This window comes from Corallococcus interemptor (assembly GCF_003668875.1).
Classification (GTDB): domain Bacteria; phylum Myxococcota; class Myxococcia; order Myxococcales; family Myxococcaceae; genus Corallococcus; species Corallococcus interemptor.
This window is the reverse complement of record NZ_RAWM01000057.1, coordinates 21,216-43,723: the sequence shown is the minus strand read 5'-3', so window position 1 is coordinate 43,723 and position 22,508 is coordinate 21,216. Positions and strand designations below refer to the sequence as shown.

Genomic DNA, 22,508 nt, shown 5'->3' with positions numbered 1-22,508 from the left:
GCCTCCCCGCCCTACGTCCGGGCGACCTGCCAACCCTGCGACTCCAGCGCGGTCATCAGCTCCTGGATGTGGGCGTGTCCGGTGGTCTCCAGCATCACCTCCACCGTGGCCTCGCCCAGGCCCGCCTTGGAGAAGGCGCGGTCATGGTGCAGGTCCACCACGTTGGCGCGCATCTCGGCGATCTGCGTGGTGAGCCGCGCGAGCATGCCGGGCCGGTCCGGCAGCCGCACCTCCAGCTGCACCAGGCGGCCCGCCTTCACGAGGCCCCGCTCGATGATGCGGCTGATGACGTTCATGTCGATGTTGCCGCCGCCGATGATGATGGCGACGCGCTTGCCCTTCGCCTGCGGAATCCGGCCATTGATCAGCGCCGCCAGCCCCGTCGCGCCGGCGCCCTCGGCCACGGATTTCTCCTGCTCCAGGAGCATCAGGATGGCGGCGGCGATCTCCTCCTCGTCCACCGTCACCACCGCGTCCACGTACTTGCGCACGTGTTCGAACGTCAGCTCCCCCGGCACCTTCACCGCGATGCCGTCCGCGATGGTGGTGCCCGCGTTCGTGAGCTCCGTGCGCTTCCCGGCATCCAGCGACGCCTTCATGCTGGCGATGGTGGAGGCCTGCACGCCCACCACCTGGATGCGCGGGTTCGTCTCCTTCAGCGCCACGGCCACGCCGGAGATGAGCCCGCCGCCGCCCACCGGCACGATGACCAGCTCCAGGTCCGGGCACTGCTCCAACAGCTCCAGCGCGAGCGTGCCCTGGCCCGCGATGACGTGCGGGTCGTTGAACGGGTGCACGAAGGTGAGGTTCTCCGCGGCCTGGATGCGCAGGGCCTCCGCGTAGGCCTCGTCGAAGTTGGCGCCCTTGAGCACCACGCGCGCGCCGTAGTCATCCCGCGTGCGCGTGACCTTGATCAGCGGCGTGCGCTCCGGCATCACGATGGTGGCGCGGATGCCCAGCCGGCGCGCGTGGTACGCCACGCCCTGCGCGTGGTTGCCGGCGGAGGCCGCGATGACGCCGCGGCGCTTCTCCTCTTCCGTCAGCGTCAGCAGCTTGTTGAGGGCGCCGCGCTCCTTGAAGGCGCCGGTGCGCTGGAGGTTCTCCAGCTTGAAGTACACCACCGCGCAGTCGGTCCTCTCCGTGAAGTAGTCCGACGCGGGGCACGGCGTGGGGCGCAGCGCGGTGCGGATGCGCTCACGCGCCGCCTGGATGTCCTGCAGGGTGACCATCATGGCGGCCGTGTAGCGGAAGCGCGGCCCGCACGGAAGCGGCGCGGAGCCCCATGGCTGGCTGCCCGCGTGCGCGGCGGGGTGCGTCAGATGCCGCGCAGCACCGTGGCCTTGCCCACCCGGCCAATGGCCAGGATGTAGGCGGCCGTCCGCATGGAGACCTTACGGGACCGTGCAATCTGCGCCACCCGGTCGTAGGCCTCCTTCATCGTCTTCTCCAGCTCCGCGTTGACGCGGTCCTCCTCCCAGGAGACGTGCTGGAGGTTCTGCACCCACTCCAGGTAGCTCACCGTCACGCCGCCCGCGCTGGCCAGGATGTCCGGCACCACGAAGATGCCGCGCTTCTCCAGGATGTCGTCCGCCTCCGGCTGGGTGGGGCCGTTGGCGCCCTCCACCACCAGGCGCGCGCGCACGCTGTTGGCGTTGTCGCGCGTGAGCACGTGGCCCAGCGCCGCGGGGATGAGCACTTCACAGTCCGCCGCGAGCACGTCCTCGTTGGTGCAGGGCGTGCCGCCGGAGAAGCCCGTCACGGTGCCGGTGCGCTTCACGTGCTCGAAGAGGGACGGCACGTCCAGGCCCATGGGGTTGTACATGCCGCCCAGCACGTCGGACGCGGCCACCACCACGCCGCCGTCGCCCCAGATGAGCTGCGCGATGTGGCTGCCCACGTTTCCGAAGCCCTGGATGGCGAAGCGCGTGCCCTTCACCGGCATGCCCAGGTCGCGCAGGATTTCCCGGCACACATAGAGCAGGCCGCGCCCGGTGGCGGCCTCGCGGCCCTTGGAGCCGTACAGCTCCAGGGGCTTGCCCGTCACCACCGCGGGGGAGTGCCCGTGGTAGCGCGAGTACTGGTCCATCACCCAGGCCATCACCTGGGGGTTGGTGTTGACGTCCGGCGCGGGGATGTCCCGCGTGGGCCCGATGACGTCTTGAATCTGATCCACGAACTTGCGCGTGAGCCGCTCCACTTCCTTGAGGCTCATCTGCGCGGGGTCGCACGCCACGCCGCCCTTGGCGCCGCCGTAGGGCACGTTCACCACGGCGGTCTTCCACGTCATCAGCGACGCGAGCGACACGCACTCGTCCTGGTCCAGGGCGGGGTGGTAGCGCAGGCCGCCCTTCATGGGGCCGCGGCTGTTGTCGTGCTGGATGCGGTAGCCCAGGAACGTGCGGATCTCGCCGGAGTCCATCTCGATGGACACCTGCACCTTCACCTCGCGCAGGGGCGTGGCCAGGAGCGTTTCGATGGGCGTGCCCACGTCCATCACCCGCGCGGCCTTGCGGAAGTAGTAGTTGGTGCCGTCGACGGCGTTCATGGTGGGCTTCACTCCTGGGGACAGACTTCAAAACCTTAACAGAAGCGGTGCGCTACGATGGGTGCGTCCATGCGCCCCGACTCCCCGGACGACAGCGACGCCGGTTCGTCCCTGCAGGGACTGGCGCGGCGGATCCGCACGCTGCGCGAGCGCCGGGGCCTCACCCAGGAGGACTTCGCCGCCCGGTGTGACATCTCCGTGAGCTTTGTCTCGCTCCTGGAGCGCGGCGAGCGCAACCCCAGCTACGACACGCTCCTCCAGGTCGCGGCCGCGCTGGAGCTGCCGCTGGGGGAGCTGTTCCGGCTGGAGGACGCGGAGGACGCGGGGGCTCATCGGCTGGTGGAGTGGGTGCGGCTGAAGAAGCTGGGGCGGGAGGACGTGGACCGCCTGCTGGCCGTGGCGGAGGCGATGTTCAGCGGTGGGCCGGGCGCTGTGTCTTCCCAGGTGGAGGAGCCCAGCGCGGCCTGTACCTCACCGGAGTGCGGCCGGCCCGTGCTGGCCCGGGGGCTGTGCGTGGCGCACTACCACCGGGCCCGCAGGAAGAAGGCGGCTCCGGAGCCGTGAGGGACCGGAGCCGCGGGAGCCGCGGAAGCGCTACTTGCGCTTGGCCCGCTCGACCTTGAGCGTCTTGCCCTCGCCGTGCGGCTTGCCGTGGGTGGCCTCGAAGCCCGCCACGTCCTCCTCCGCGACGAAGACGTACGCGTACGTGGGGCGCAGGTCGGTGCGCAGCACCTTGCCCGCCGGAGCACCCGCGGCCTCCAGCGCGGCGGTGACGCCCGCCTCGTCCAGGCCCTCCTGACGGCCCAGGCCCACCCACAGCCGCGCCTGGCCCGGGAGGTCCGGCAGCGCTTCGTGACGGGGGCGGCGCTCCTCACGCTGGCCGCGCGGACGGTGCCGCTCCAGCTTCAGCGGCTTCTCGTTGTGCGCCTTGCCGTTGAGCGACTCGAAGCCCGGGGCGTCATCCTCCGGCACGTAGACGTAGCCGTAGGTGGGGCGGGTGAGGGCCTTGATGACCTTGCCGGCCGGGGCGCCCAGGGACTCCAGCGTGGCGGGCAGCTTCGCCTCGTCCATGCCGTCATCCGAGCCCAGGTTCACCCAGAGCTTCACCTCGCCGGGGCCCGCGTCCGGGGACGGGGGCGGGCGGGTGCTGGTGGTGTCGCGCTCGCTGCGCGGCTTGCTCTTCTCCACGCGCAGCGTCTTGCCGCCGTGCTGCTTGCCGTTGAGGGCCTCGAAGCCGGCGGAGTCCTCCTCGGCCACGAAGACGTACGCGAACGTGGGGCGCAGCTCCGCGCGCACCAGCTTGCCCACCGGCGCGCCCGCGTCCTCCATCGCCGTGGCGATGCTGCCCGGCCCCAGGCCGTCCGCGGTGCCCAGGTTCACCCAGAGCTTCGTCTCGCCCGGGCCCGGCTCCAGCGCGGCGGAAGGTGCGCCACCCCGGCGCTCGCCCCGGTCCTCGCGGCGCTCGTCGCGGCGCGGACGGCGTTCGCGGTCCGGGTGCTCGTCGCGGCGCGGACGCTCGGCGCGCTCGCCCCGGTCCTCGCGGCGGGGACGCTCGCGGTCGCGCTCACGGTCCTTGCCCCGGCGCTCCGTGGGCTTGCGCTCCGGCGCCGGCTCGCGCTTCTCCGTCTCACCGGCGGCCTGGGCCTTCTCCATGCGCAGGCGGCTGAAGTAGTACTTGATGAGGAAGGCGACGAGGTCGTCCGCGTCCGGGCGCTGCTTGAGCTGCGAGGCCAGGGGCAGGAAGCCCTCGAAGATGCTGGAGCCCATGCCCTCGCGCAGCTCACGCAGGTGGCGCTCGGTCCACAGGTGCATGGCCTCTTCGGGCGCGGGCATCTCACGCATCTCGAACTTGATGCCGAACTTCTTCTCCAGCACGGTGAACGTCGCCAGCTCGCGCCCGGAGAAGAGGTTGATGGCCGTGCCCTTGTTGCCGATGCGGCCCGTGCGGCCCACGCGGTGCAGGTAGACGGCGGGGTCCTCCGGCAGGGAGTAGTTGATGACGTACTCCAGCCCGGAGATGTCAATGCCGCGCGCCGCGATGTCCGTGGCGACCATGAAGGCCACCTCGCCGCGCTTCACCTTGCCCATCACCCGCTCGCGCTCCTTCTGCGGCAGGTCTCCGTTGAGCAGTTCCGCGTCGAAGCCGTTGCGGTTGAGCACCGCGGTCACCAGCGCCGTGTCATCCCGCGTGTTGCAGAAGATGATGGCGTTGGAGGGCTCCTCCTTCTCCAGGATGTAGATGAGGTTGCGCGGCTTGGGGAACTGGTCCGACACGTCGTAGCGGATGTGGTGGATGTGCTCCACCGTGAAGACGTCGCCGGACAACAGCAGCGTCTCCGCGTTCGTCGTGTAGCGCGCGATGAGGTTCTGGATGTCCGTGGGGACGGTGGCGCTGAAGAGCAGCACCTGGCGCGTCTTCGGAAGACGGTCGAGGATGCGGGTCACTTCCTCGTAGAAGCCCTGGTTCAGCATCTCGTCGGCTTCGTCGAGGATGGCGTGGTCGCAGCCGTCCAGCTTGAGGTTGCCGCGGTTGATGTGGTCGAAGACGCGGCCGGGGGTGCCCACGATGATGGGCGTGCCCTCTTCCAGCGCGTCCTCCTGCTGCTTCATGGAGGCGCCGCCGTAGATGGCCGCCACCTTCACGCCCTTGTACTTGGCCAGGGTGGTGAGCTCCTCCGCCACCTGGAGCGCCAGCTCGCGCGTGGGGCAGAGGATGAGGGCGCGCACGCGCTTCTCGTCCGCCGGAATCTTCTCCAGCAGGGGCAGGCCGAAGGCGGCCGTCTTGCCCGTGCCCGTCTTGCTGCGGACGATGAGGTCCTTGCCCGCCATCGCGGGGCCAAAGGCCTTGGCCTGGACGGGGGTGGGACTGGTGTAGCCGCGCTCCGCCAGCGCGCGGCGGAGGGGCTCGGAGAGGTTCATTTCTTCGAAGCTGATGTCCGCGATGTACTCGCCGGGACGCGTCGTGGCTTCGTCAGGTGCCGGGGCTCCCGGCGTGGGCTCTTGGATGTCGCTCATCGGGCATGGGCATAGCCCCTGCATTACCCTCTGGCAACAATCGCGGCACTTTGGGGTATGGAGCGCGCATGGCGAATGGGAGGAAGAGAACCAATGGACCGGCCGCCCCCCGGCCCCGCGCGAAGCGCCCCGCGGCCTCCGCCCGTCCGGAGGCCGCCCGGGAGACCGCCCCAGAGGAAGAAGTGGAAGAAACCGCCCAGGACCCGGACGCCCTGGAGCCGGACCTGGCGGAATTGAACGAGGCGGAGGCGGAAATCGAGGAGGTGGCCACCCCGGCCCGCCCCGTGCGGCCCACGGTCCTGGTGAAGGCGGAAGGCGCCTCCATCACCAGCCGGGACCCCCTCCAGGCCTACATGGCCGAGGTGACGAAGCACCCCCTGCTCACCCGGGAGGAGGAGCACCGGCTGGCCAAGGAGTACCAGTCCACGGGGGACGTGCGGGCGGCCTACCGCCTGGTGGCCTCCAACCTGAGACTCGTGGTGAAGCTGGCCCACGAGTACCACCGCAACCCCCTGTCCCTGCTGGACCTGGTGCAGGAGGGCAACATCGGGCTGATGCAGGCGGTGAAGAAGTACGACCCGGACCGGGGCGTGAAGCTGAGCTCCTACGCCGCGTGGTGGATACGGGCCTACATCCTCCGCTACATCATGGACAACTGGAAGATGGTGAAGCTGGGGACCACCGAGGCCCAGCGGAAGCTCTTCTTCAAGCTGCGCCAGGAGCAGGAGAAGCTCGTCGCCCAGGGCTTCGAGGCCAGCCCGCGCCTGCTGGCGGAGCGGCTCAACGTCTCCGAGCAGGACGTGGTGGAGATGGACCAGCGGCTGGGGCACGACGAGATGTCCCTCGACGCGCCGCTGGGCAACGACGGGGACTCGGGCGCCACCCGGGCGGACCGCTACCTGCCGTCCAACGCGGTGCCCGCCGACGAGCGCCTGGGCTCCGAACAGCTCAAGGCCCTCTTCCGGGAGAACCTCAACGCCTTCGCCCAGACGCTGGAGGGCAAGGAGCGCTACATCTTCGAGCACCGCCTCACCGCGGACGAACCGCTCACGCTCCAGGACATCGGCGACAAGTACGGCGTCAGCCGCGAGCGCGCCCGGCAGATTGAAGCGGCCCTCATCAACCGGATGCGCGAGTTCATGCGCGAGCGCATCCCGGACTTCGACATGGTGGCGGTGCCCAAGGGCTGAAAGCGCCCGGGGGGCGGCGCGGGCCCCCCGGTCTTTCCCGGCTACTTCCAGGGCCGGGAGATGATGCAGGCGTTGATGCCGCCCACGCCCATGGACAGCTTGCCCGAGCAGCCCTGGGGCGCGGCCACTTCCTGGTTGAAGACGAAGCGGCCGTGCACCCTGGCGATCTGCTTGTTGAGCTCCGTCGGGGCGAGCGGCGTGGGGTACACCTTGCCGGCCTCCGCGCCCAGGTACTGCGCGGTGAGCTCCCAGCCGCCGCCCGCGGACATGCCGTGGCCGAAGGTGCCCTTGCGCGCCGTAATCAGCACGGACTCCGGCATCACGTCGCGCAGGTTCTGCACCTCCAGGAAGTCACCCGGGGTGGCGGTGGCGTGCAGGTCCCAGCTGCCCACGTCCTCGGGCTGGCAGCCCGCGGCGCCCAGCGCCTCGCGGATGGCCAGGGTGGGGCCTTCCTTGGACGGGGTGATGATGTGGTCCGCGTCCGCGGTGACGCCCACGGCCACGGGCTCCAGGCCCAGCGCCTTGAAGCCCTTCTGGGTGAAGTGCTCGTAGTCGCCCACCACCCACACCACCGCGCCACCGGCGATGTGCGTGCCGCGCAGCGCGGTGAGGGGCTTGGACACGGCGGCGTCCGCGGAGATGACGCGCGCGTTGTAGAAGCCGCCCACCACCAGCGGGTTGGGCGCCGCGTCCGTCATGCCCAGCACGACGGCCTTCGCCTCGCCCAGGCGGATGGCGTTCATGGCCAGCTTCAGGCCGTAGCCGAAGGACGAGCACGCGGCCACCGGCGCGAACGTCATGCCCGTAATCTGCCCCAGCATGGACACCTGGGACGCGGGCGTGTTGTGGATGTTCCACAGCACGTTGGAGGACACGGCGTTCCACGGCGGCTCGGGCGCGTTCCACTTCTTCTGCAGGCGCCCGTTGCGCGTGCGCTTCTCCTTGATGACGGACAGCTTGGCGGACTCCACGTCGCCCTCGTCGGGCACGCCAATGGCTTCAATCTCGCGCAGCTCCTCCAGGTACTCGCGCAGCTCCGGCGAGCGGCCCGCCCAGAAGTGCCACCAGTCGTCCTCCGCCTTGTCGCGCTCCACCTCTTCGATGGTGGAGGGCTCCGGGGGCAGGCCCGGCAGCGGCTCGCGCGTCTCACGCCACTGGCGGAGCGCGCCGTTGCGCTCCGGGGACGCCCAGAAGCGGTCCCACCGGCGCTGGGCGCGGTAGAGGTCCAGGGAGATGTGCTGGATGGTGGGCAGGTCGCCCAGGCCGGTGCCCACGTAGACGTGGGCCTTGGTGCCCAGCTCCTGGAGTTCCTTTTCAATGCCCGGGTTCTGCGCCAGCGACTGGATGAAGGCACCGATGGCGTACTGCGTGGGCTGCCCCATCTTCCGCTCCAGCTGGGAGAAGCGGTTGGCGGGGAAGCGCGCGTCGATCCACGGCTTGTAGGCCGCCAGGTCGAACTCCGGCGTGCCGACGAGGAAGTTGTCCGGACCGAAGCCGTTGAAGGGGGTCAACCAGGTCTCGGACGACGCCAGGTTCCTGGCGAAGGCCTCGATGTTGGGGGAACGCGGGGCGACCACGCCCCAGCCGAAGATTCCGACTCTGCGCACGGGTGTTTCCTCCGCCGCCCGGGGGAAGGCTACAGCGGCTGGATCTTGAGGTTGTCGAAGTGGACGCGCGTCTGCCATCCGGAGAAACCGAAGTACTGGTTCCGGGGGCCGTAGAGCGGGGACGCGTCCTGGAGGGTGAGGAAGGGCTTGCCGTCCACTTCCCACGACAGCAGGCCGTCCCGCCGCGTGATTTTGAAGTGGTAGCGCTGGCCGGGCACCACCACGGCGCCGTCGCGCACGGCGCGGTCGTTGGTGTGCTCGTGCTGGCGGGCGATGATGGACTGGGTGTTGCGCCAGCCGCCGAAGACGAAGACGTAGCCGGTGGCGGTGTACTGCAGGCGCGGGTCGCCGGCGTAGAAGGAGCGGCCGTCGCCCCACGCCTCCACCTTCATGTCGCCTTCGGGGCTGTCACCCCAGGCGTCGAATTCAATGACGGCGTTCTCCGGGAGGGGCTTCTTCAGCCACACCGGGCGGTTGCCCAGGTTCTGCACCACGAGCGCCCCGTCCTCGATTTTCGCGGCGGCGGGGTTCGTCACGTTCCACGCGTCGCCCAGGGTGTCGCGGTTGAAGTCGTCCTCGGACGGGCCCGGGGGCAGGGTGGGTTCCTGCTTCGCCACCATGGTGGCGGGCATGGAGTCCGGCGTGCCCACGCGCAGGTTGTCGAAGAAGAGCTGGGACTCCCAGCCGGACAGGCCCAGCCGGTCCTGCCCCTTGCCCTTGAGGGGGAACGGGTCGTCCAGCTCCGCCACCAGCTGGCCGTCGATGGCCCACTTGAGCACGTTGCCGCGCCGCTCAATGCGCCAGTGGTACGTGCGGCCGGACTGGATGGGGGCGCCCACGCGGGACTCCACCCGAACCTTGGTGTCCTTCCTGAAGACGCCGGTGGCGACGAGGTCCGCGCCCTGGCCGCCGCCCTTCTCCGCGATGCGCGCGGCCCTGCGCTGGAGCGCGTCCAGCGCGGGGGCGTTGATGTCCTTGCGCGCGATGACGGACAGGCTGTTGTTCCACCCGCCCTGCACCAGCACGTACCCGGAGGCCGGGTCGCGTCCGTTGCCGAACAGCTCCACGCGGATGTCGCCCTCGGGGTACTCCGGGCGCACGTCGAACTCCACCGCCACGTCGTCCGGCAGCGCGGCCTGGAGCCACAGCGGGTTGTTCTTGGGCGCGGGGCCCAAAAGCTCCCCGTTCGTCACGCGCCAGTAGGCCCCGGTGGAGAAGAAGTCGCGCGAGACGACCGCCGGGTCGTTGAAGGCCTGCTGGTAGGGCACCGTCGCGGTGACGTCCGCCTGGCCCCGGAAGAGCGCGTAGTGGATGAGCGGCAGCTGGATGAAGGCGACGGCGCCAGCGAGGACGGCCCACCCCTTGCGGCTCATGCCCGCGGGCTTGCGCCACGCTTCGTGGGGCACGGCGGGCTGGGAGGCGTCCGGGGATGACGGGACGGAGGCCGCCGGGGGCGACCCTTCCTGCTTCTGCGTGTCCTTGTCCTTGCGGCTGGCCTGGCCCATCGATGCTCGAGGAAGGGGAGGGGGAAAGCCGGCGGAATCTACGCCCCGGCCCCCCCGGCGTAAAGGATTGCCGGGACAGGGGTTACTTGACCCCCCATCGCTTCTCGAGCGCCTGCTGCTCCGCCAGGCGCTGCTTCAGCCGCTGCTTCTCCGCCTTCTGTTGATCCGACTCCTCCGGCGAGGGGCGCACGGCCAGCTGGTAGACACTGCCCGCCAGGGCGAAGAGCAGCGCGGCGATGATGACGCCCCAGGGCCGGCTGGCCGCCGCCTCCACCACGCCGCCAAACTGGTGCAGCGCCGCCAGCGCGCCAATCACCAGCAGCCACGCGCCCACCATCGACGCGACGATGCCGCTCACCTGCCGGTGGAGGAAGGCGCCCACCAGTCCGCCCACGATGAAGCCCGGCCCGAAGCCGAGCAGGAAGTCCGCGGGGCCTGCGATCTGGCCCGCCACGAGCCCCAGCGGCACGCCCACGCCCACGAAGGTGACGGCGGGAGGAAAGAGGAAGCCCAGCGCCATCAGCGCGGCGGCCACCAGGGTGGGCAGGCGGGGATCCAGCTCCGTCCCCAGGTTGAGCCGCTGGACGACAGCGCCCGTCCACACCAGGCCCAGCACCGCGCCCACCGGGCCCGCCACGGCGCGGAACAGCTTGCCGCCGCCCGCGAGCAGCAGCACCAGCCCCACGAGCGCCACCACGACGCCGACCCACATGGGCAACAGCCGGTAGATGCCCACCCAGCCGGAGGGGTTGAAGGACTGGTACGACTTGAGCGCCTGGAGGAAGCCTTCCATGACGCACCATCCTAGCGGCTGTGGCCGTCAGGAATAGCGGGTCAGGACCAGCCCCAGCAGCAGCACCAGGATGACCGCGCCCAGCAGCGCGTACGCGTAGAGGGAGCGGGGCGTTTCGGTGGCGCGCAGCAGGTCTTCCGCGCGTTCGCGGTCTTCCGGGGAAGGGCTGCCCGCGAGGATGCGCCGGGCGTCCTGCCGGGCACCGGCCACGTCACCGGCGTCCTTGCGGGCCCACGCGGCGCGCACCGGTTCGGAGCCGGGGGCCGGGCCGGACTCCGGGGGCGTCTGTCCGCCTTTCGCCATGGCGCGCGTCTATACCAGGGAATGCAGGCACCCGCCGACGGTATAAGCAGGTCCCCATGCCCGTGCGGCCCCTCTCGCGTCGAAACCTCCTGCTCGCCACGTCCGCGCTCGTCCCGCTGCTGTCCCGGCGTGCGGCCGCGTTCGGTGAGAAGAGCCGCTTCATCCCCGCCGTGGCCCGGCACGGGGGCCGCTGGGACGTCCGTCTGTCGGGCTTGAGGCGGCTTGCGTGGGAGCTGCAGCGGCGCACGTCCGTGGAGGTGGTGCCGGACGCGCGCCCGTTCGCGCTGAGCAGCCCGGACCTCTTCGAGTACCCGTTCCTCTACTTCGGAGGGGACGGGGCCTTCCCGGCGCTGAGTGACGCGGAGGTGTCCAACCTGCGCCGCTACCTCACGTACGGCGGCTTCGTGTTCGGGGACGCCAACGACGGCAGCGACGGGGACGGCTTCGACGCCAGCTTCCGCCGGGAGATGGCGCGCGTGCTGCCGCAGAGCCCGCTGAAGGAGGCGCCGGGGACGCACGTCGTCTTCAAGTCCTTCTTCCTCCTGGACGCGGCGCCGGGGCGGCTTTTGCACAAGCCGCTGCCGCTGGTGGCGAGCGTGGGCAAGCGCGCGGCGGTCATCTATTCGCAGAACGACGTGGCGGGCGCGTGGAGCCGCAGCGAGTCCGGCGACTACGAGTTCGACGTGTCCCCCGGCGGCGAGCCGCAGCGTGAGCTGGCCATCCGCCTGGGCATCAACCTGTGCATGTACGCGCTCTGCCTGGACTACAAGGACGACGCGGTGCACCTGCCCCTCATCCTCAACAAGCGGCGCTAGCAGGGCCCTGCGCGCGCGCACCCTCGAATGAACTCCCCGTCCTTCAACGCGTGGAAGCTCGTCAGCCTGTCGCCCCTGCCCGTGTGGGCGCTGGTGCTTCTGGGCGTGGGGCTCTTGCTGGGCATCGGGTTGGCGGCGTGGGGCGTGCGCCGTGAGCCTTCGCGGGGCCGCAAGCTCCTCCTGTGGAGCCTGCGCCTGGGCGCGGGCGTGGCGGCGTTCTTCTTCTTGTTGGAGCCCGGCATCCGGCACCTGCAGGTGGCGCGGATGAAGAACCGGGTGGCGGTGCTGGTGGACCGCTCGGCGTCCATGAACTTCCCGTCGGAGCCGGGCGGGCCCACGCGCAGCGCGCAGGTGGCGGCGTTCCTGGAGAAGGCGGCGCCCACGTTCGCGTCGTGGCAGGACCGCTTCACGGTGGAGGTGTACGGCGTGGATCCGGAGCTGTCCCCGGTGACGGCCGCGCAGCTCTCCCAGGAGCCCGCGCGGGCAGGCACGACGGACCTGCTGGCGGCGCTGCGGTCCGCGGCGTCCGGAGGGCAGGGGTCCCGCAAGCTGTCGGGTGTGCTGCTGTTCAGCGACGGCGCGGACAACGCGGAGCTGAAGTCCGGCGCGGTGGGCCGGGCTCGCGCGGCGCTCACGGACCTGGGCGTGCCGGTGTCCACGTTCCTGGTGGGGCAGGAGGCGCTGAAGGATTTGTCGGTGGAGGGGCTGAAGGTGGATGACTTCGCCTTCGTGCGCAACTCGCTGACGGTGGAGGTGGAGATCCACGGGCGCGGGTTCAGCGGACAGGACATCCCCGTCGTCTTGAGCCAGGAGGGCAAGACGGTGGCCAGCAAGCTGGTGAAGATGACCACCGGTGACGACGTGAAGCCGGTGTCCTTCACCTTCACGCCGGACCAGACGGGGCGCTTCGTCTACACGGTCACGGTGCCCACGTTCCCGGATGAGGCGGTGAGCGACAACAACAGCAAGTCGTTCACGCTGAAGGTGATTCGCGACCGCGTGCGCGTGCTGCTGGTGGTGGGACGGCCGTCGTGGGACGAGCGCTTCCTGCGCGGGCTGCTCAAGCAGGACGCGAACGTGGACCTGGTGTCGTTCTACATCCTTCGCACGCTGTCGGATGACCCGGGCGTGTCGAACGAGCGGGAGCTGTCGCTCATCCCGTTCCCCATGGAGGAGATCTTCGACACGAAGCTGCACACGTTCGACGTCGTCATCTTCCAGAACTTCGGTTACTCGGATCCGTCGCTGTCCATCGCGGAGTACGAGCGCAACCTGGAGCGCTACATCCACGAGGGCGGCGCGTTCGTGATGATTGGCGGCGACAGCGTGCTGGGTGAAGGGCGCGCGGCGATGCCCACGCTGATGGAGGCGTTGCCGGTGGAGGCGGCGGGCCCGGCGAACGCGGACCCGTTCAAACCGCGCCTGACGCCGGAGGGCCTGCGGCACCCGGTGACGTCCATTGGCACGGGCGCGGCGAGCACGGAGGGCGCGTGGGGAGAGCTGGCGCCCATTCCGGGCGCGAACCTGACGCGGGCGCGGCCAGGGGCGACGGTGTTGATGGACCACCCGTTCATGACGGTGGACGGGAAGAACGCGCCGCTCGTGTCGGTGTGGGACTACGGGCGGGGCCGGGCGATGGTGGTGGCGACGGACGCGACGTGGTCGTGGGCGTTCACGGCGCACCGGGACGGTTCGCCGACCCGCGCGTATGACCGCTTCTGGGGCAATGCGCTGCGCTGGCTGGTGCGCGATCCGGACCTGACGACGCTGAAGGTGACTGCGGATCCGCCGTCGGTGGAGCCGGGGCGGCCGGTGGGCGTGGTGGTGCAGGCGCGGACGGCGGACTACCAGCCGGCGGAGGGCGCGCAGGTGCGGGTGGAGCTGTTCTCCGTGGCGACGCAGAAGCCGGTGGCGGTGCAGACGGGCACGGCGGGGGCGGACGGCGTGGTGCGGCTGGAGTTCGCGCCGCCGGCGCCGGGGCCATACAAGCTGCTCGCGTCCGCGAAGAAGGGCGAGACGGACCTGGGCAAGGGCGAGGACGCGGTGGCGGTGCGCGCGGTGGGCCCGGAGCTGTCGGACGCGTCGGTGCGGCCGGAGCTGATGGAGCAGATCGCCAGCGTGACGGAGGGCAAGGCGTTCAAGCTGCCGCAGGACGGGATGCCGGACGTGCCGCTGTTGGATCCGCCAGTGGTGGAGGTGGGGCGCGCGAAGGACCAGCCGCTGTGGGACCGCTGGTACTACCTCGTCGCGCTCATCGCGCTGCTGGGCGCGGAGTGGTTCGCACGGCGGCGCTTCGGATACGTGTAGCCGGGACGGCGGGCTCCCGGGCGCCCGGCGGTGTCATTGCCGCCGTGTCAGAGGGCTCCTTACGATGGAGGGATGATGCACTCGTCTTCAGACCCCTACTCGCAAGGTCGGTCCAGTTTCGACTTCGCCGTCTACGACCCTGCCGGACGCCTGCGGGTGCAAATCGAGGCCAAGGCCAACCCTCGCGCCACGCGTTCCTGGGCGAAACAATTCTGGAACGACCTTGAAGAGATGGAACGACGCCCTTCCGCGGCGCTGTTCATCCTGGTCACCCCTTTGTGGTTGTTCGTCTGGGACGTTCCCAAGGTGAAGAGTGGAGTCCCCACCCGGACGATTGATGCGAAGGAGCTCCTGGAGCCCTACTTCGCGCGCGCCGAAATCATTCCAACCGAGATTCATCCCGACGCGTTCGAAATGCTGGTGTCGTGGTGGCTCCACGACCTGGCATCCAGGGGAAGGAAGAAGCAGCCTCCTGCCTCATTGTCCCGAACGGGCCTCCTTCAAGCCCTTGCGGAAGGCAAGGTGGTCAGGGAGGCGGTGGATTGAGGGTCTTCGTCGAGACGAACTTCGTTCTGGAGATGGCTTTTGAGCATGCGCAATCCCAGGCTTGTGAAGGATTGGTCCGGCATGCCGAAGCAGGAGACATCCAGCTCGTCATTCCGGCCTTCTGCTTCATCGAGCCAGCAGACACCTTGCGCCGCAGGATTCACGCCCACAAGGAATTGCAGGGCAGGCTCGAGGAGGAGCAGCGGAGTCGGCGCGACACCGCCAGCTTCACTGAGGCCCAGGACCTGGCGTGGAATGTGGTCATCGGTTCATTGGTGAAGAGCACGCAGGATGCTCGTTCACGCGTGAGGTCGATTCGTGCCCGGCTGCTCAAATGCGCGGAGGTCGTGCCGGTCAGTGGCGACGTCATCACTCGCGCGGCGAGCTTCCAGCAGGAGAATATCGACCTGCATTTCCCAGATGCGGTGGTCCTCGCCTCCGTGATGGCTCGGCTGACGGAGGACGCCGACCCGGCAAGGCGCCCGTCAGTCTTCCTGAACCGAAACACGACTGATTTCAGTACCGGCGCCATCAAGCGTGTGTTGAAGGAACGGTACTGCAAGCTGATTACACGCTTCGATGATGGACTGGGCGCCGTTCGAGCCGGGCTTCGAGCCACGCCCAGCTGAAACTTGCCGAGGCCTGATGCACAGGCCCCGGCGGTGAGGCGGAAGTGACTACTCCGCCTTCTCCACCACGCCGCAGGCGATGCGGCCGCCGGCGTCGCCGGTGGGGTCGGTGTGGTAGTCGTCCAGCTTGGCGTGGACCATGACGGCCGAGCCGTCCTTGTCGAGCAGCGACTTCACCTTGAGGTCCGCGACGAAGACGTCGAACTGCACCTTGCCGTCCTGCGGGACGTAGAGGTTCGGCAGGTCACCCGCGTGCTGGCCCTTGGGCGACAGCGCGCCGTGCTGCTTCTTCGTCGGGTTGAAGTGGCCGCCCGCCGTCTTGAACTCCGGCGCCTCGCACTTGCCCGTCTCGTGGATGTGGAAGGCGTGCTCGCCCGCGGGCAGGTTCATCAGCGTGCCCTTCACCAGCACGCCCTTGGGCGCCTGCTCCAGCGTCACCTCGCCCACGTCCTTGCCCTGGGCGTCCTTCAGCTTCGCCTTCACCGTCTCACCCTTCTTGGGGGCCGGCTTCGTCCCGGCGTCCGCGGGGGCCGGCGTCCCGGCGTCCTGGGCCAGGGCGGGCGTGGAGAGGAGGGCGGCGGCAACCAGCAGGGAACGGATCGTCATGTCTCAAAGACTCCAGGGATGGGGTTACCCAGCGGCGGGCACACTACCCGCCGCACCTGCTTCCCGCTGGAGAATGTCCACCGTTGCATGCGCCCGGTGACAGGGAGTCATCACTCCGGCAGCGCGCCATCCAGCGGCACCGGCACCACCCGGGACGCCCCGAACGCGGGCGCCCAGACCCGCTGCACCTGCGTCCCGTTGAGAAAGCGCATCACCGCGCGGAAGGCCGCCTCAGGCCCTCCCAGCCCTTGCGCCCAGGCGCTGCCCCGGGGCGACAGGTTCGGCACCAGCGGACCCAGCGACTCGCGAGTCCTCGCGCCCCGGGTGATGCCCAGTCCTTCGTCGCGGATCCGCTGCGGGACGTATAGCGGCGCGAACCGCGCGTGACGGTGGTCGTGCACGCAGCCGGGCTCCTCCAGCAGCGCCGCGGACAGGGGCAGTTCGCGCACGTTGAACAGCAGCTTCACGGCTTCTTCGTGCGGATCATACGGACCGCGCAGCCGGTGGTCTCCTCGCGGAATCAACCGCCGGTCCAGGTAGCAGAACGCCTTCGCTTCTGGCGGCACCGCGCCCCGGTGCCTCGCGCCGCCGTAGCGGAAGAACGGACGCACGTGGCTTGCGTCCACCTCCAGCTCCGGCCCCTGTTTCAGCGCGCGCAGCTTGGGCAGCAACGCGGGCTCCAAGCCGTGCTCCCGCGCGAAGTCCTCCAGCGTGTCCCCGGTCGCGGCGCGGAAGGCCTCGAGGCGCGCGAGCAGCCGCTCCCGGTCCGCGTCCACCAGCAGTTCGTCGAAGCGCGTCTTCACGCCGGGCAGGCTCACCGGGATGAGCGTGGTGAGCAGCTCGCCCCGCGCACGCCAGTCGGCGTCCAGCGCGGCGGCCTCGCGGGCGATGGGAGAGAGCCGCCACTCGGGCGCCTCCGGCGTGAAGCACTGGCCCACGCCCTTGTGCTCATGGCGGGGCGGAGCGGCCTCCGCGCCCGAACGCGACGTCCACACCGTGATGCACGTGCGCACCTGCGTGCCCGTGAAGATGCCCGGGCCCAGGTCCACCACTTCGCGCAGGTGGAGCGCTTGCAGCAACGCATGGCGCAGCGGCGCGTAGGCGAACGCCTCCAGCAGGCTCGCGGGCGTGATGAAGGCCAGCACTCCCGGCCGCGCCGTCAGCCGCTTCATGGCCACGAGGAGGAAGAACGCGAAGTCATCCCGGAGGCTCGTGCCCGGCGGCATCTCCAGCGGCACCAGGGCGCGCAGCCGCGCGTAGCAGGCCGCGTCCTTCAGCACCGCCGACGTGCCGTTGTAGGGTGGGTTGCCCACCCATAGCTCCGCGTGCCCCTCCGGTGTCCCCGCGAGCAGCGGATCCAATCCGCCCCGGAGCGCGTCCCCCACGCGCACGTCCGCGCCCGGCACGCGGGCCTGGCACAGGCGCGCGACGCCCTCATCCAGCTCCAGGCCGCACAGCCTCGCGTCCGGGCGGTGCCTGGCGGCGGCGGCGAGGAAGGCCCCCGCGCCACAGGCCGGGTCCACCACGGTGAGCGGGCCGTCACCCAGGTGTGACAGCGCGAGCGCGAGCGTGCGCTCCACGATGGGCGCGGGCGTGTAGAACGCGCCCACCGCCTTGCGGTTGATGCCGGGGAACTGGTGGACCAGCAGTTCCTCGTCCAGCTCGGGCGTGTCGAGGGCGCGGGCCATGCCGGGCCATCCTAGACAGATTCACCCGGTGGGCCGCGAGGGGCCGAAGTCCAATGCCGTGCCGCAGACTTTGCAATAGCGCGCATCCCCGTCATGACCCTGTGCGCCACAACCGGGGCACGCCTGGGTATTCACCGGCTGACGCGTGGCGTTGGCGAGCTCCACCGACACGATGCCCGTGGGCACCGCGATGATGCCGTAGCCCATCACCATCAGGATGGACGCGAGGAACTGCCCCGTCACCGTCTTGGGCGTGATGTCCCCGAAGCCCACCGTCGTCATCGTCACGATGGCCCAGTACATGGACCGGGGGATGCTGTCGAAGCCGTGCTCCTCGCCCTCCACCATGTACATGACCGCGCCCATGATGACGTCGATGCTGAGCACCGTGCCCAGGAAGACGATGATCTTGGGGCGGCTCGCGCGCAGCGCCGTGAGCAGCACCTCCGCCTGACCCAAGAGGTGCCCCAGCTTGAGGATGCGGAAGACGCGCAAGAGGCGCAGCACCCGGATGACCAGCAGCGTCTGCGCGCCGGGAATCAGCACGCTGAGGAATGACGGCAACAGCGCCATCAGGTCCACGATGCCGAAGAAGCTGCGCGCGTAGTGCAGCGGCTGGCGCACCGCGATGAGCCGCAGCACGTACTCCAGCGCGAACAGCACCGTGAAGACCCACTCGGCCGCGTGCAGCCAGGGGCCGTAGCCGGTGCGCACCTGCGCGACGCTCTCCAGCATCACCGCCGCCACGCTGAACACGATGGCCCACAGGAGGGCCACGTCGAACGCCTTGCCCGCCGGCGTGTCCGCTTCGAAGATGATGGTGTGCAGGCGGGCGCGAAAGCCGCTCGGCGGGCTCTGTTCGGAAGGGCGGTCCACGGGCCGCGCAGCTTAGGCGCAATCCCCCTGGGAACGTTCAACAGCGTCCTGGTGGCCTGGACCGGCGGCTGGATTGCCAGGGCCGGGTCGCGGCCCAAGGTTCCCGGGCGCCCTGTCCATGGCTTGGAGCGGCTCTGGCGCATGTTGCAAATCCTCGACGCCATCCCGGTGTGGCTGCTGGCCCTGATGGTGATGGGCCTGCTCTTCCTGAGCCTGGAGTCCGGCCACCGGCTCAGCCACCGGAAGCCGGGGCTCGGGGATGCGTCGGCGCTCCAGGCGTCGGTGCTCGGGCTGGTGGCGCTCCTGCTCGCCTTCTCCTTCTCCATGGCCTCCGACCGGTACTCGCTGCGCCGCACCCTCGTGGTGAAGGAGTCGAACGCCATCGGCACGCTCTACCTGCGCCTCGGCTACCTGCCCGAGCCCGCACGCGACGAGCTGCGCGCCCGGCTGCGCCGCTACACCGACCTCCGCCTGGAGGGGTACCAGGCCGTGGGAGACCTGGCCCTCTTCGCGACGAAGCTCCAGGAGTCGAAGTCGCTCCAGTCGGAGCTCTGGGCTCGGCTGGAGGCGCTGGCGCCCCGCGTGGAGGCTCCCGTGCTCATCCTCGTCACCCAGGCGATGAATGACGTGTTCGACGTCTCCGATGAGCGCCTGGCGGCGGCCCACAACCTCATCCCGACCACCATCTTCGTCCTGCTGCTCGTGGGGATGCTCGGCTCCGGCGTGCTCCTGGGGTACCGGCCGGAGGCACAGGTGCGCGGGCTGCTCTCCTGGACCCTGTTCGTGGTCATCCTGACCGCCGTGATGTTCACCCTGCTGGACCTGGACCTCCCCACGCGAGGCCGCATCCGCGTGGACCAGCAGCCGCTGCGCTCGCTCCAGGAACAGCTGCGCGCCCATCCCTGACCACGTCAAAGGCAATCGGCGGCGGGGGTCGTCCGTTCAGGGGGCATGCGAACCCTGAAAGACACCATTTCCCTCTCCCTTGTCGGCCTGTCGCTCACAGCCCTCCCGGCCATCGCTGGCGAAGCGCCCACGCCGCAGGAGGTCATGCGGGAAGCCCGTAGGAACGTGCTCACGGATGGCATCGAGAAGGCGGAGGCCGTGCGCATCGGCGGCATCGACCAGTGGATTTCCGTGCGCGGGCGCCACAAGGACAACCCGCTGCTGCTCTTCCTGCACGGCGGGCCGGGCTTCACCGCGCTGCCCGCCGCGTACTTCTACCAGGGCGAATGGGAGGAATATTTCACCGTCGCGCACTGGGATCAGCGCGGCGCAGGCAAGACGTATGCCCTCAACCCGCCGGACAAGGTGAAGCCCACCATGACGGTGGACCGCATGGTCGCGGACGCGGAGGAGGTCATCGCGTACCTGCGCAAGACGTACGGCAAGAAGCGCATCGTGCTCGTGGGCCACAGCTGGGGCACGCTGCTGGGCGTGAGGCTCGTCCAGAAGCACCCGGAATGGTTCGACGCGTACGTGGGCATCGGTCAGGGATTGGACGTGCCGAGGAACGAGGTCCTGGGCTACGAGGCCACGCTCGCCGCGGCGAAGGCGGACGGCAACAAGAAGGCCGTCGCGGACCTGGAGTCCATCGCCCCGTTCCCGGACCCGAAGGACCCCGCGCGCACGCTGGCCAACCTGCACAAGGAGCGCCGCTGGCGCTCGTACTACGAGGCCCACGGCTGGCGCGCGCCGGACTGGCACGGCGCCCAGGTCTGGCGCTACAGCCCGGACGTCACCGGCAAGGACATGGACGCGCGCGACGCGGGCCTGGACCTGAGCCTTGAGAGGTTCTGGGGGCCCATCTCCCAGATGAACCTCACGAAGGCCCACCGCTTCGCGGTGCCCGTCGTCTTCTTCCACGGCCGGCACGACCGCACCGTGTCCGCGCAGCTCCTGGAGGCCTGGTTCCCCACCGTCCAGGCTCCGTCGAAGAAGCTCGTCTGGTTCGAGGACTCCGCGCACATGGTGCACGAAGAGGAACCCGGCAAGGTGCTCGTGCACCTGGTGAACGACGTGCTCCCGCTCACGCGCGGGAAGTAGTCACGGGGGAAAAAGAAAGGCGGAACCCGAGCCCCTTTGGAAACTCCCGGGTTCCGCCCTGTCCTCCACGCCGAGGAAGAAACCGTGAAGGACGGCCGAGCAGCCTCAAATCTTTTGCGGAACCTCCGGGAGGCCCGTGGGCACCGGCACCGTCACCGGAGGCGGCGTCACCGCCGCGCCCACGTGCATGCGGTGCTCCACCTCCGCGAAGCGCGCGGAGGCCTCCGCCTCCGGCGCCAGCAGCGACACCACCCAGCCCACGATGAAGGACAGCGGGATGGTGACGATGCCCGGGTTCTTCAGCGGGAAGACGGCGGACGCGTTGCCGAGCAGCTCCACCTGCACCGTGGGCGACAGGAAGATGAGCAGCACCGCGCTGATGGACCCCGTCAGCATGCTGGCCACCGCGCCCTTGGTGGTGAAGTTCCTCCACAGCATGGACAACAGCAGCGCGGGGAAGTTCGCGCTCGCGGCGATGGCGAACGCCAGGCCCACCATGAAGGCCACGTTCTGGTTCTTGAAGACGACGCCCAGGATGATGGCCAGGATGCCCAGCGCCAGGCTGGCGATGCGCGCCACCTTCAGCTGCTCCGCCTCCGGCGCGTGTCCCTTGCGCACCACGCTGGACCACAGGTCATGGGACAGCGCCGCCGCGCCTGACAGCGTGAGGCCCGCCACCACCGCGAGGATGGTGGCGAAGGACACCGCGGAGATGAAGCCCAGGAAGCCCGTGCCGCCCACGACCTCCGCCAGCATGGGCGCCGCCATGTTGCCGCCCTTGTCCACGCTCACGATGGCCTGACGGCCCACCAGCACGGACGCGCCGAAGCCCAGGATGAACGTCACCAGGTAGAAGAAGCCGATGAGGCCCGTGGCGTAGAAGACGCTGGTGCGCGCCGCCTTCGCGTTGGGCACCGTGTAGAAGCGCATCAGGATGTGCGGCAGGCCCGCCGTGCCGAACATCAGCGCCAGGCCCAGGGAGAGGGTCTCCAGCGGGTTGGACACCAGCTTGCCCGGCGCCAGCGCCTCCGGGCCGTAGCGGTTCACCGCCTCGCTGAAGAGCGCCGCCGGGCTGAAGCCGAACTGCCACAGCACCGACACCGCCAGCGCCGTCGCGCCGCCCAAGAGCAGCACCGCCTTCACGATTTGAACCCACGTGGTGGCGATCATCCCGCCGAAGAGCACGTAGAGGATCATCACCGCGCCCACGATGACCACGGCCGTCTCATACGAGAGGCCGAACAGCAGGCGGATGAGGTTGCCCGCGCCCACCATCTGGGCAATCAGGTAGAAGACGACGACGGTGAGCGTGCCCACCGCGGCGGACAGCCGCACCGGCGTCTGCTTCAGGCGGTAGGCCACCACGTCCGCGAAGGTGTACTTGCCCAGGTTTCGCAGCGGCTCCGCGATGAGGAAGGTCACCACCGGCCAGCCCACCAGCCAGCCCACGGAGTAGATGAGCCCGTCGAAGCCGGACGTGGCGACCAGCCCCGCGATGCCCAGGAAGCTGGCGGCGCTCATGAAGTCGCCCGCGAGCGCGAAGCCGTTCTGCCCCGCGCTGATGCCGCCGCCCGCGGCGAAGAACTCCGACGTCGTCTTCGTCTTGCGCGCGGCCCAGTAGGTGATGGCCAGCGTGATGCTGACGAAGAGGAGGAAGAAGACGATGGCCGTGGTGTTGGGCTGGCCAAGCTGCGTGCCCGCGGTCGTGGGATTCATGGTTGGCCTTTCAGCGGCGCAGCTCGTCGAGGGCGCTGTCGTACTTCTTGTTGGCCCAGCTCATGTAGACGCCCGTCAGCACCCAGGCGAAGAGGATGGTGAGCGCCCCCAGCACGATGCCGACGGACAGCCCCGGCACGAACTGATGCCCCATCAGCGGCCGGTTGAAGGCCACCAGCAGGATGAAGCCCAGGTAGGCGACGAGCATCGCCACCGTCAGCGCGCCCGCCACGCGCCAGCGCCTCGCGGCGAGCGCCTTCAACGCCTCGTCCTTGGAATTGCCGTGCATCGGTGTTCCTCCTTGTGAAGCGTGAAAGGGAT

20 protein-coding genes are annotated in these 22,508 nt (G+C 69.7%); 8 read left to right on the top strand and 12 right to left on the bottom strand.

All coding sequences use genetic code 11. From position 1 onward, the window contains the following. Positions 1-11: 11 nt before the first annotated feature. Positions 12-1,229 (bottom strand): threonine ammonia-lyase, encoded by a 1,218-nt coding sequence (locus tag D7X96_RS20880; RefSeq protein WP_121724684.1) that lies wholly within the window; start codon positions 1,227-1,229, stop codon positions 12-14. 86 nt (positions 1,230-1,315) lie between these two features. Further along, the gene (locus D7X96_RS20875) at positions 1,316-2,545 is read right to left on the bottom strand and encodes a Glu/Leu/Phe/Val family dehydrogenase (RefSeq protein WP_120552803.1); all 1,230 of its coding nucleotides are present in this window, start codon (positions 2,543-2,545) and stop codon (positions 1,316-1,318) included. 69 nt (positions 2,546-2,614) lie between these two features. Here D7X96_RS20875 and D7X96_RS20870 point away from each other — a divergent pair, with 69 nt between their 5' ends. Further along, complete coding sequence (locus D7X96_RS20870) at positions 2,615-3,109, top strand: helix-turn-helix domain-containing protein (protein WP_121770552.1); 495 nt, start codon at positions 2,615-2,617, stop codon at positions 3,107-3,109. 30 nt (positions 3,110-3,139) lie between these two features. Here the strand turns inward: D7X96_RS20870 and D7X96_RS20865 are convergent, their stop codons facing one another. Next, a complete protein-coding gene (locus tag D7X96_RS20865) occupies positions 3,140-5,560 on the bottom strand; it encodes a DEAD/DEAH box helicase (protein WP_121770549.1) in 2,421 nt (806 codons plus the stop codon). Positions 5,561-5,628: 68 nt separating this feature from the next. Here D7X96_RS20865 and D7X96_RS20860 point away from each other — a divergent pair, with 68 nt between their 5' ends. Next, positions 5,629-6,750, top strand: a complete 1,122-nt coding sequence (locus D7X96_RS20860) for a sigma-70 family RNA polymerase sigma factor (RefSeq protein WP_121770548.1) — start codon at positions 5,629-5,631, stop codon at positions 6,748-6,750. 41 nt (positions 6,751-6,791) lie between these two features. On the opposite strand, the gene D7X96_RS20855 is transcribed toward D7X96_RS20860, so the two are convergent. From D7X96_RS20855 to D7X96_RS20840, 4 genes are all read right to left on the bottom strand, one after another. Then, the gene (locus tag D7X96_RS20855) at positions 6,792-8,357 is read right to left on the bottom strand and encodes a beta-ketoacyl synthase N-terminal-like domain-containing protein (RefSeq protein ID WP_121722304.1); all 1,566 of its coding nucleotides are present in this window, start codon (positions 8,355-8,357) and stop codon (positions 6,792-6,794) included. Positions 8,358-8,386: 29 nt separating this feature from the next. After that, positions 8,387-9,862 carry a DUF6250 domain-containing protein gene (locus D7X96_RS20850; protein ID WP_120549917.1) on the bottom strand — a complete coding sequence of 492 codons (1,476 nt, stop codon included), beginning with the start codon at positions 9,860-9,862 and terminating at the stop codon, positions 8,387-8,389. An 82-nt stretch (positions 9,863-9,944) separates the two neighbouring features. Then, positions 9,945-10,655, bottom strand: coding sequence for a hypothetical protein (locus D7X96_RS41520; protein ID WP_121770547.1), 711 nt, complete (start codon positions 10,653-10,655; stop codon positions 9,945-9,947). Between the two features lie 27 nt (positions 10,656-10,682). Further along, positions 10,683-10,958 carry a DUF2379 domain-containing protein gene (locus tag D7X96_RS20840; protein ID WP_121722306.1) on the bottom strand — a complete coding sequence of 92 codons (276 nt, stop codon included), beginning with the start codon at positions 10,956-10,958 and terminating at the stop codon, positions 10,683-10,685. Positions 10,959-11,014: 56 nt separating this feature from the next. Here D7X96_RS20840 and D7X96_RS20835 point away from each other — a divergent pair, with 56 nt between their 5' ends. From D7X96_RS20835 to D7X96_RS20820, 4 genes are all read left to right on the top strand, one after another. Next, positions 11,015-11,773, top strand: a complete 759-nt coding sequence (locus D7X96_RS20835; protein ID WP_120549914.1) for a DUF4159 domain-containing protein — start codon at positions 11,015-11,017, stop codon at positions 11,771-11,773. Positions 11,774-11,800: 27 nt separating this feature from the next. Then, a complete protein-coding gene (locus D7X96_RS20830) occupies positions 11,801-14,080 on the top strand; it encodes a glutamine amidotransferase (protein ID WP_121770546.1) in 2,280 nt (759 codons plus the stop codon). 72 nt (positions 14,081-14,152) lie between these two features. Continuing rightward, entirely contained in the window at positions 14,153-14,626 is a 474-nt protein-coding gene (locus D7X96_RS20825) for a hypothetical protein (RefSeq protein ID WP_121770545.1), read from the top strand. Then, on the top strand, positions 14,623-15,255 hold the full coding sequence (locus D7X96_RS20820) for a PIN domain-containing protein (protein WP_121770544.1): 633 nt from the start codon (positions 14,623-14,625) through the stop codon (positions 15,253-15,255). Before D7X96_RS20825 ends, D7X96_RS20820 begins: the two co-directional genes overlap by 4 nt. A gap of 48 nt (positions 15,256-15,303) precedes the next feature. On the opposite strand, the gene D7X96_RS20815 is transcribed toward D7X96_RS20820, so the two are convergent. From D7X96_RS20815 to D7X96_RS20805, 3 genes are all read right to left on the bottom strand, one after another. After that, the gene (locus D7X96_RS20815) at positions 15,304-15,861 is read right to left on the bottom strand and encodes a superoxide dismutase family protein (protein WP_121770543.1); all 558 of its coding nucleotides are present in this window, start codon (positions 15,859-15,861) and stop codon (positions 15,304-15,306) included. Between the two features lie 110 nt (positions 15,862-15,971). Beyond that, the gene (locus D7X96_RS20810; RefSeq protein ID WP_121770542.1) at positions 15,972-17,549 is read right to left on the bottom strand and encodes an N-6 DNA methylase; all 1,578 of its coding nucleotides are present in this window, start codon (positions 17,547-17,549) and stop codon (positions 15,972-15,974) included. Between the two features lie 21 nt (positions 17,550-17,570). Beyond that, entirely contained in the window at positions 17,571-18,425 is an 855-nt protein-coding gene (locus tag D7X96_RS20805; RefSeq protein ID WP_120549910.1) for an ion transporter, read from the bottom strand. A gap of 141 nt (positions 18,426-18,566) precedes the next feature. Between D7X96_RS20805 and D7X96_RS20800 the strand changes: the two genes are divergently transcribed. Both D7X96_RS20800 and D7X96_RS20795 read left to right on the top strand, forming a co-directional pair. Further along, positions 18,567-19,331: a bestrophin-like domain gene (locus D7X96_RS20800; RefSeq protein WP_120549909.1), complete on the top strand. Its 765-nt coding sequence runs from the start codon at positions 18,567-18,569 to the stop codon at positions 19,329-19,331. Between the two features lie 144 nt (positions 19,332-19,475). Next, a complete protein-coding gene (locus tag D7X96_RS20795; RefSeq protein WP_158626607.1) occupies positions 19,476-20,471 on the top strand; it encodes an alpha/beta fold hydrolase in 996 nt (331 codons plus the stop codon). 105 nt (positions 20,472-20,576) lie between these two features. Here D7X96_RS20795 and D7X96_RS20790 read toward each other — a convergent pair whose 3' ends face one another. Both D7X96_RS20790 and D7X96_RS20785 read right to left on the bottom strand, forming a co-directional pair. Then, on the bottom strand, positions 20,577-22,187 hold the full coding sequence (locus D7X96_RS20790; RefSeq protein WP_121770540.1) for a sodium:solute symporter family transporter: 1,611 nt from the start codon (positions 22,185-22,187) through the stop codon (positions 20,577-20,579). A 10-nt stretch (positions 22,188-22,197) separates the two neighbouring features. After that, positions 22,198-22,476, bottom strand: coding sequence for a DUF485 domain-containing protein (locus D7X96_RS20785; protein WP_120549906.1), 279 nt, complete (start codon positions 22,474-22,476; stop codon positions 22,198-22,200). Positions 22,477-22,508 lie beyond the last annotated feature (32 nt).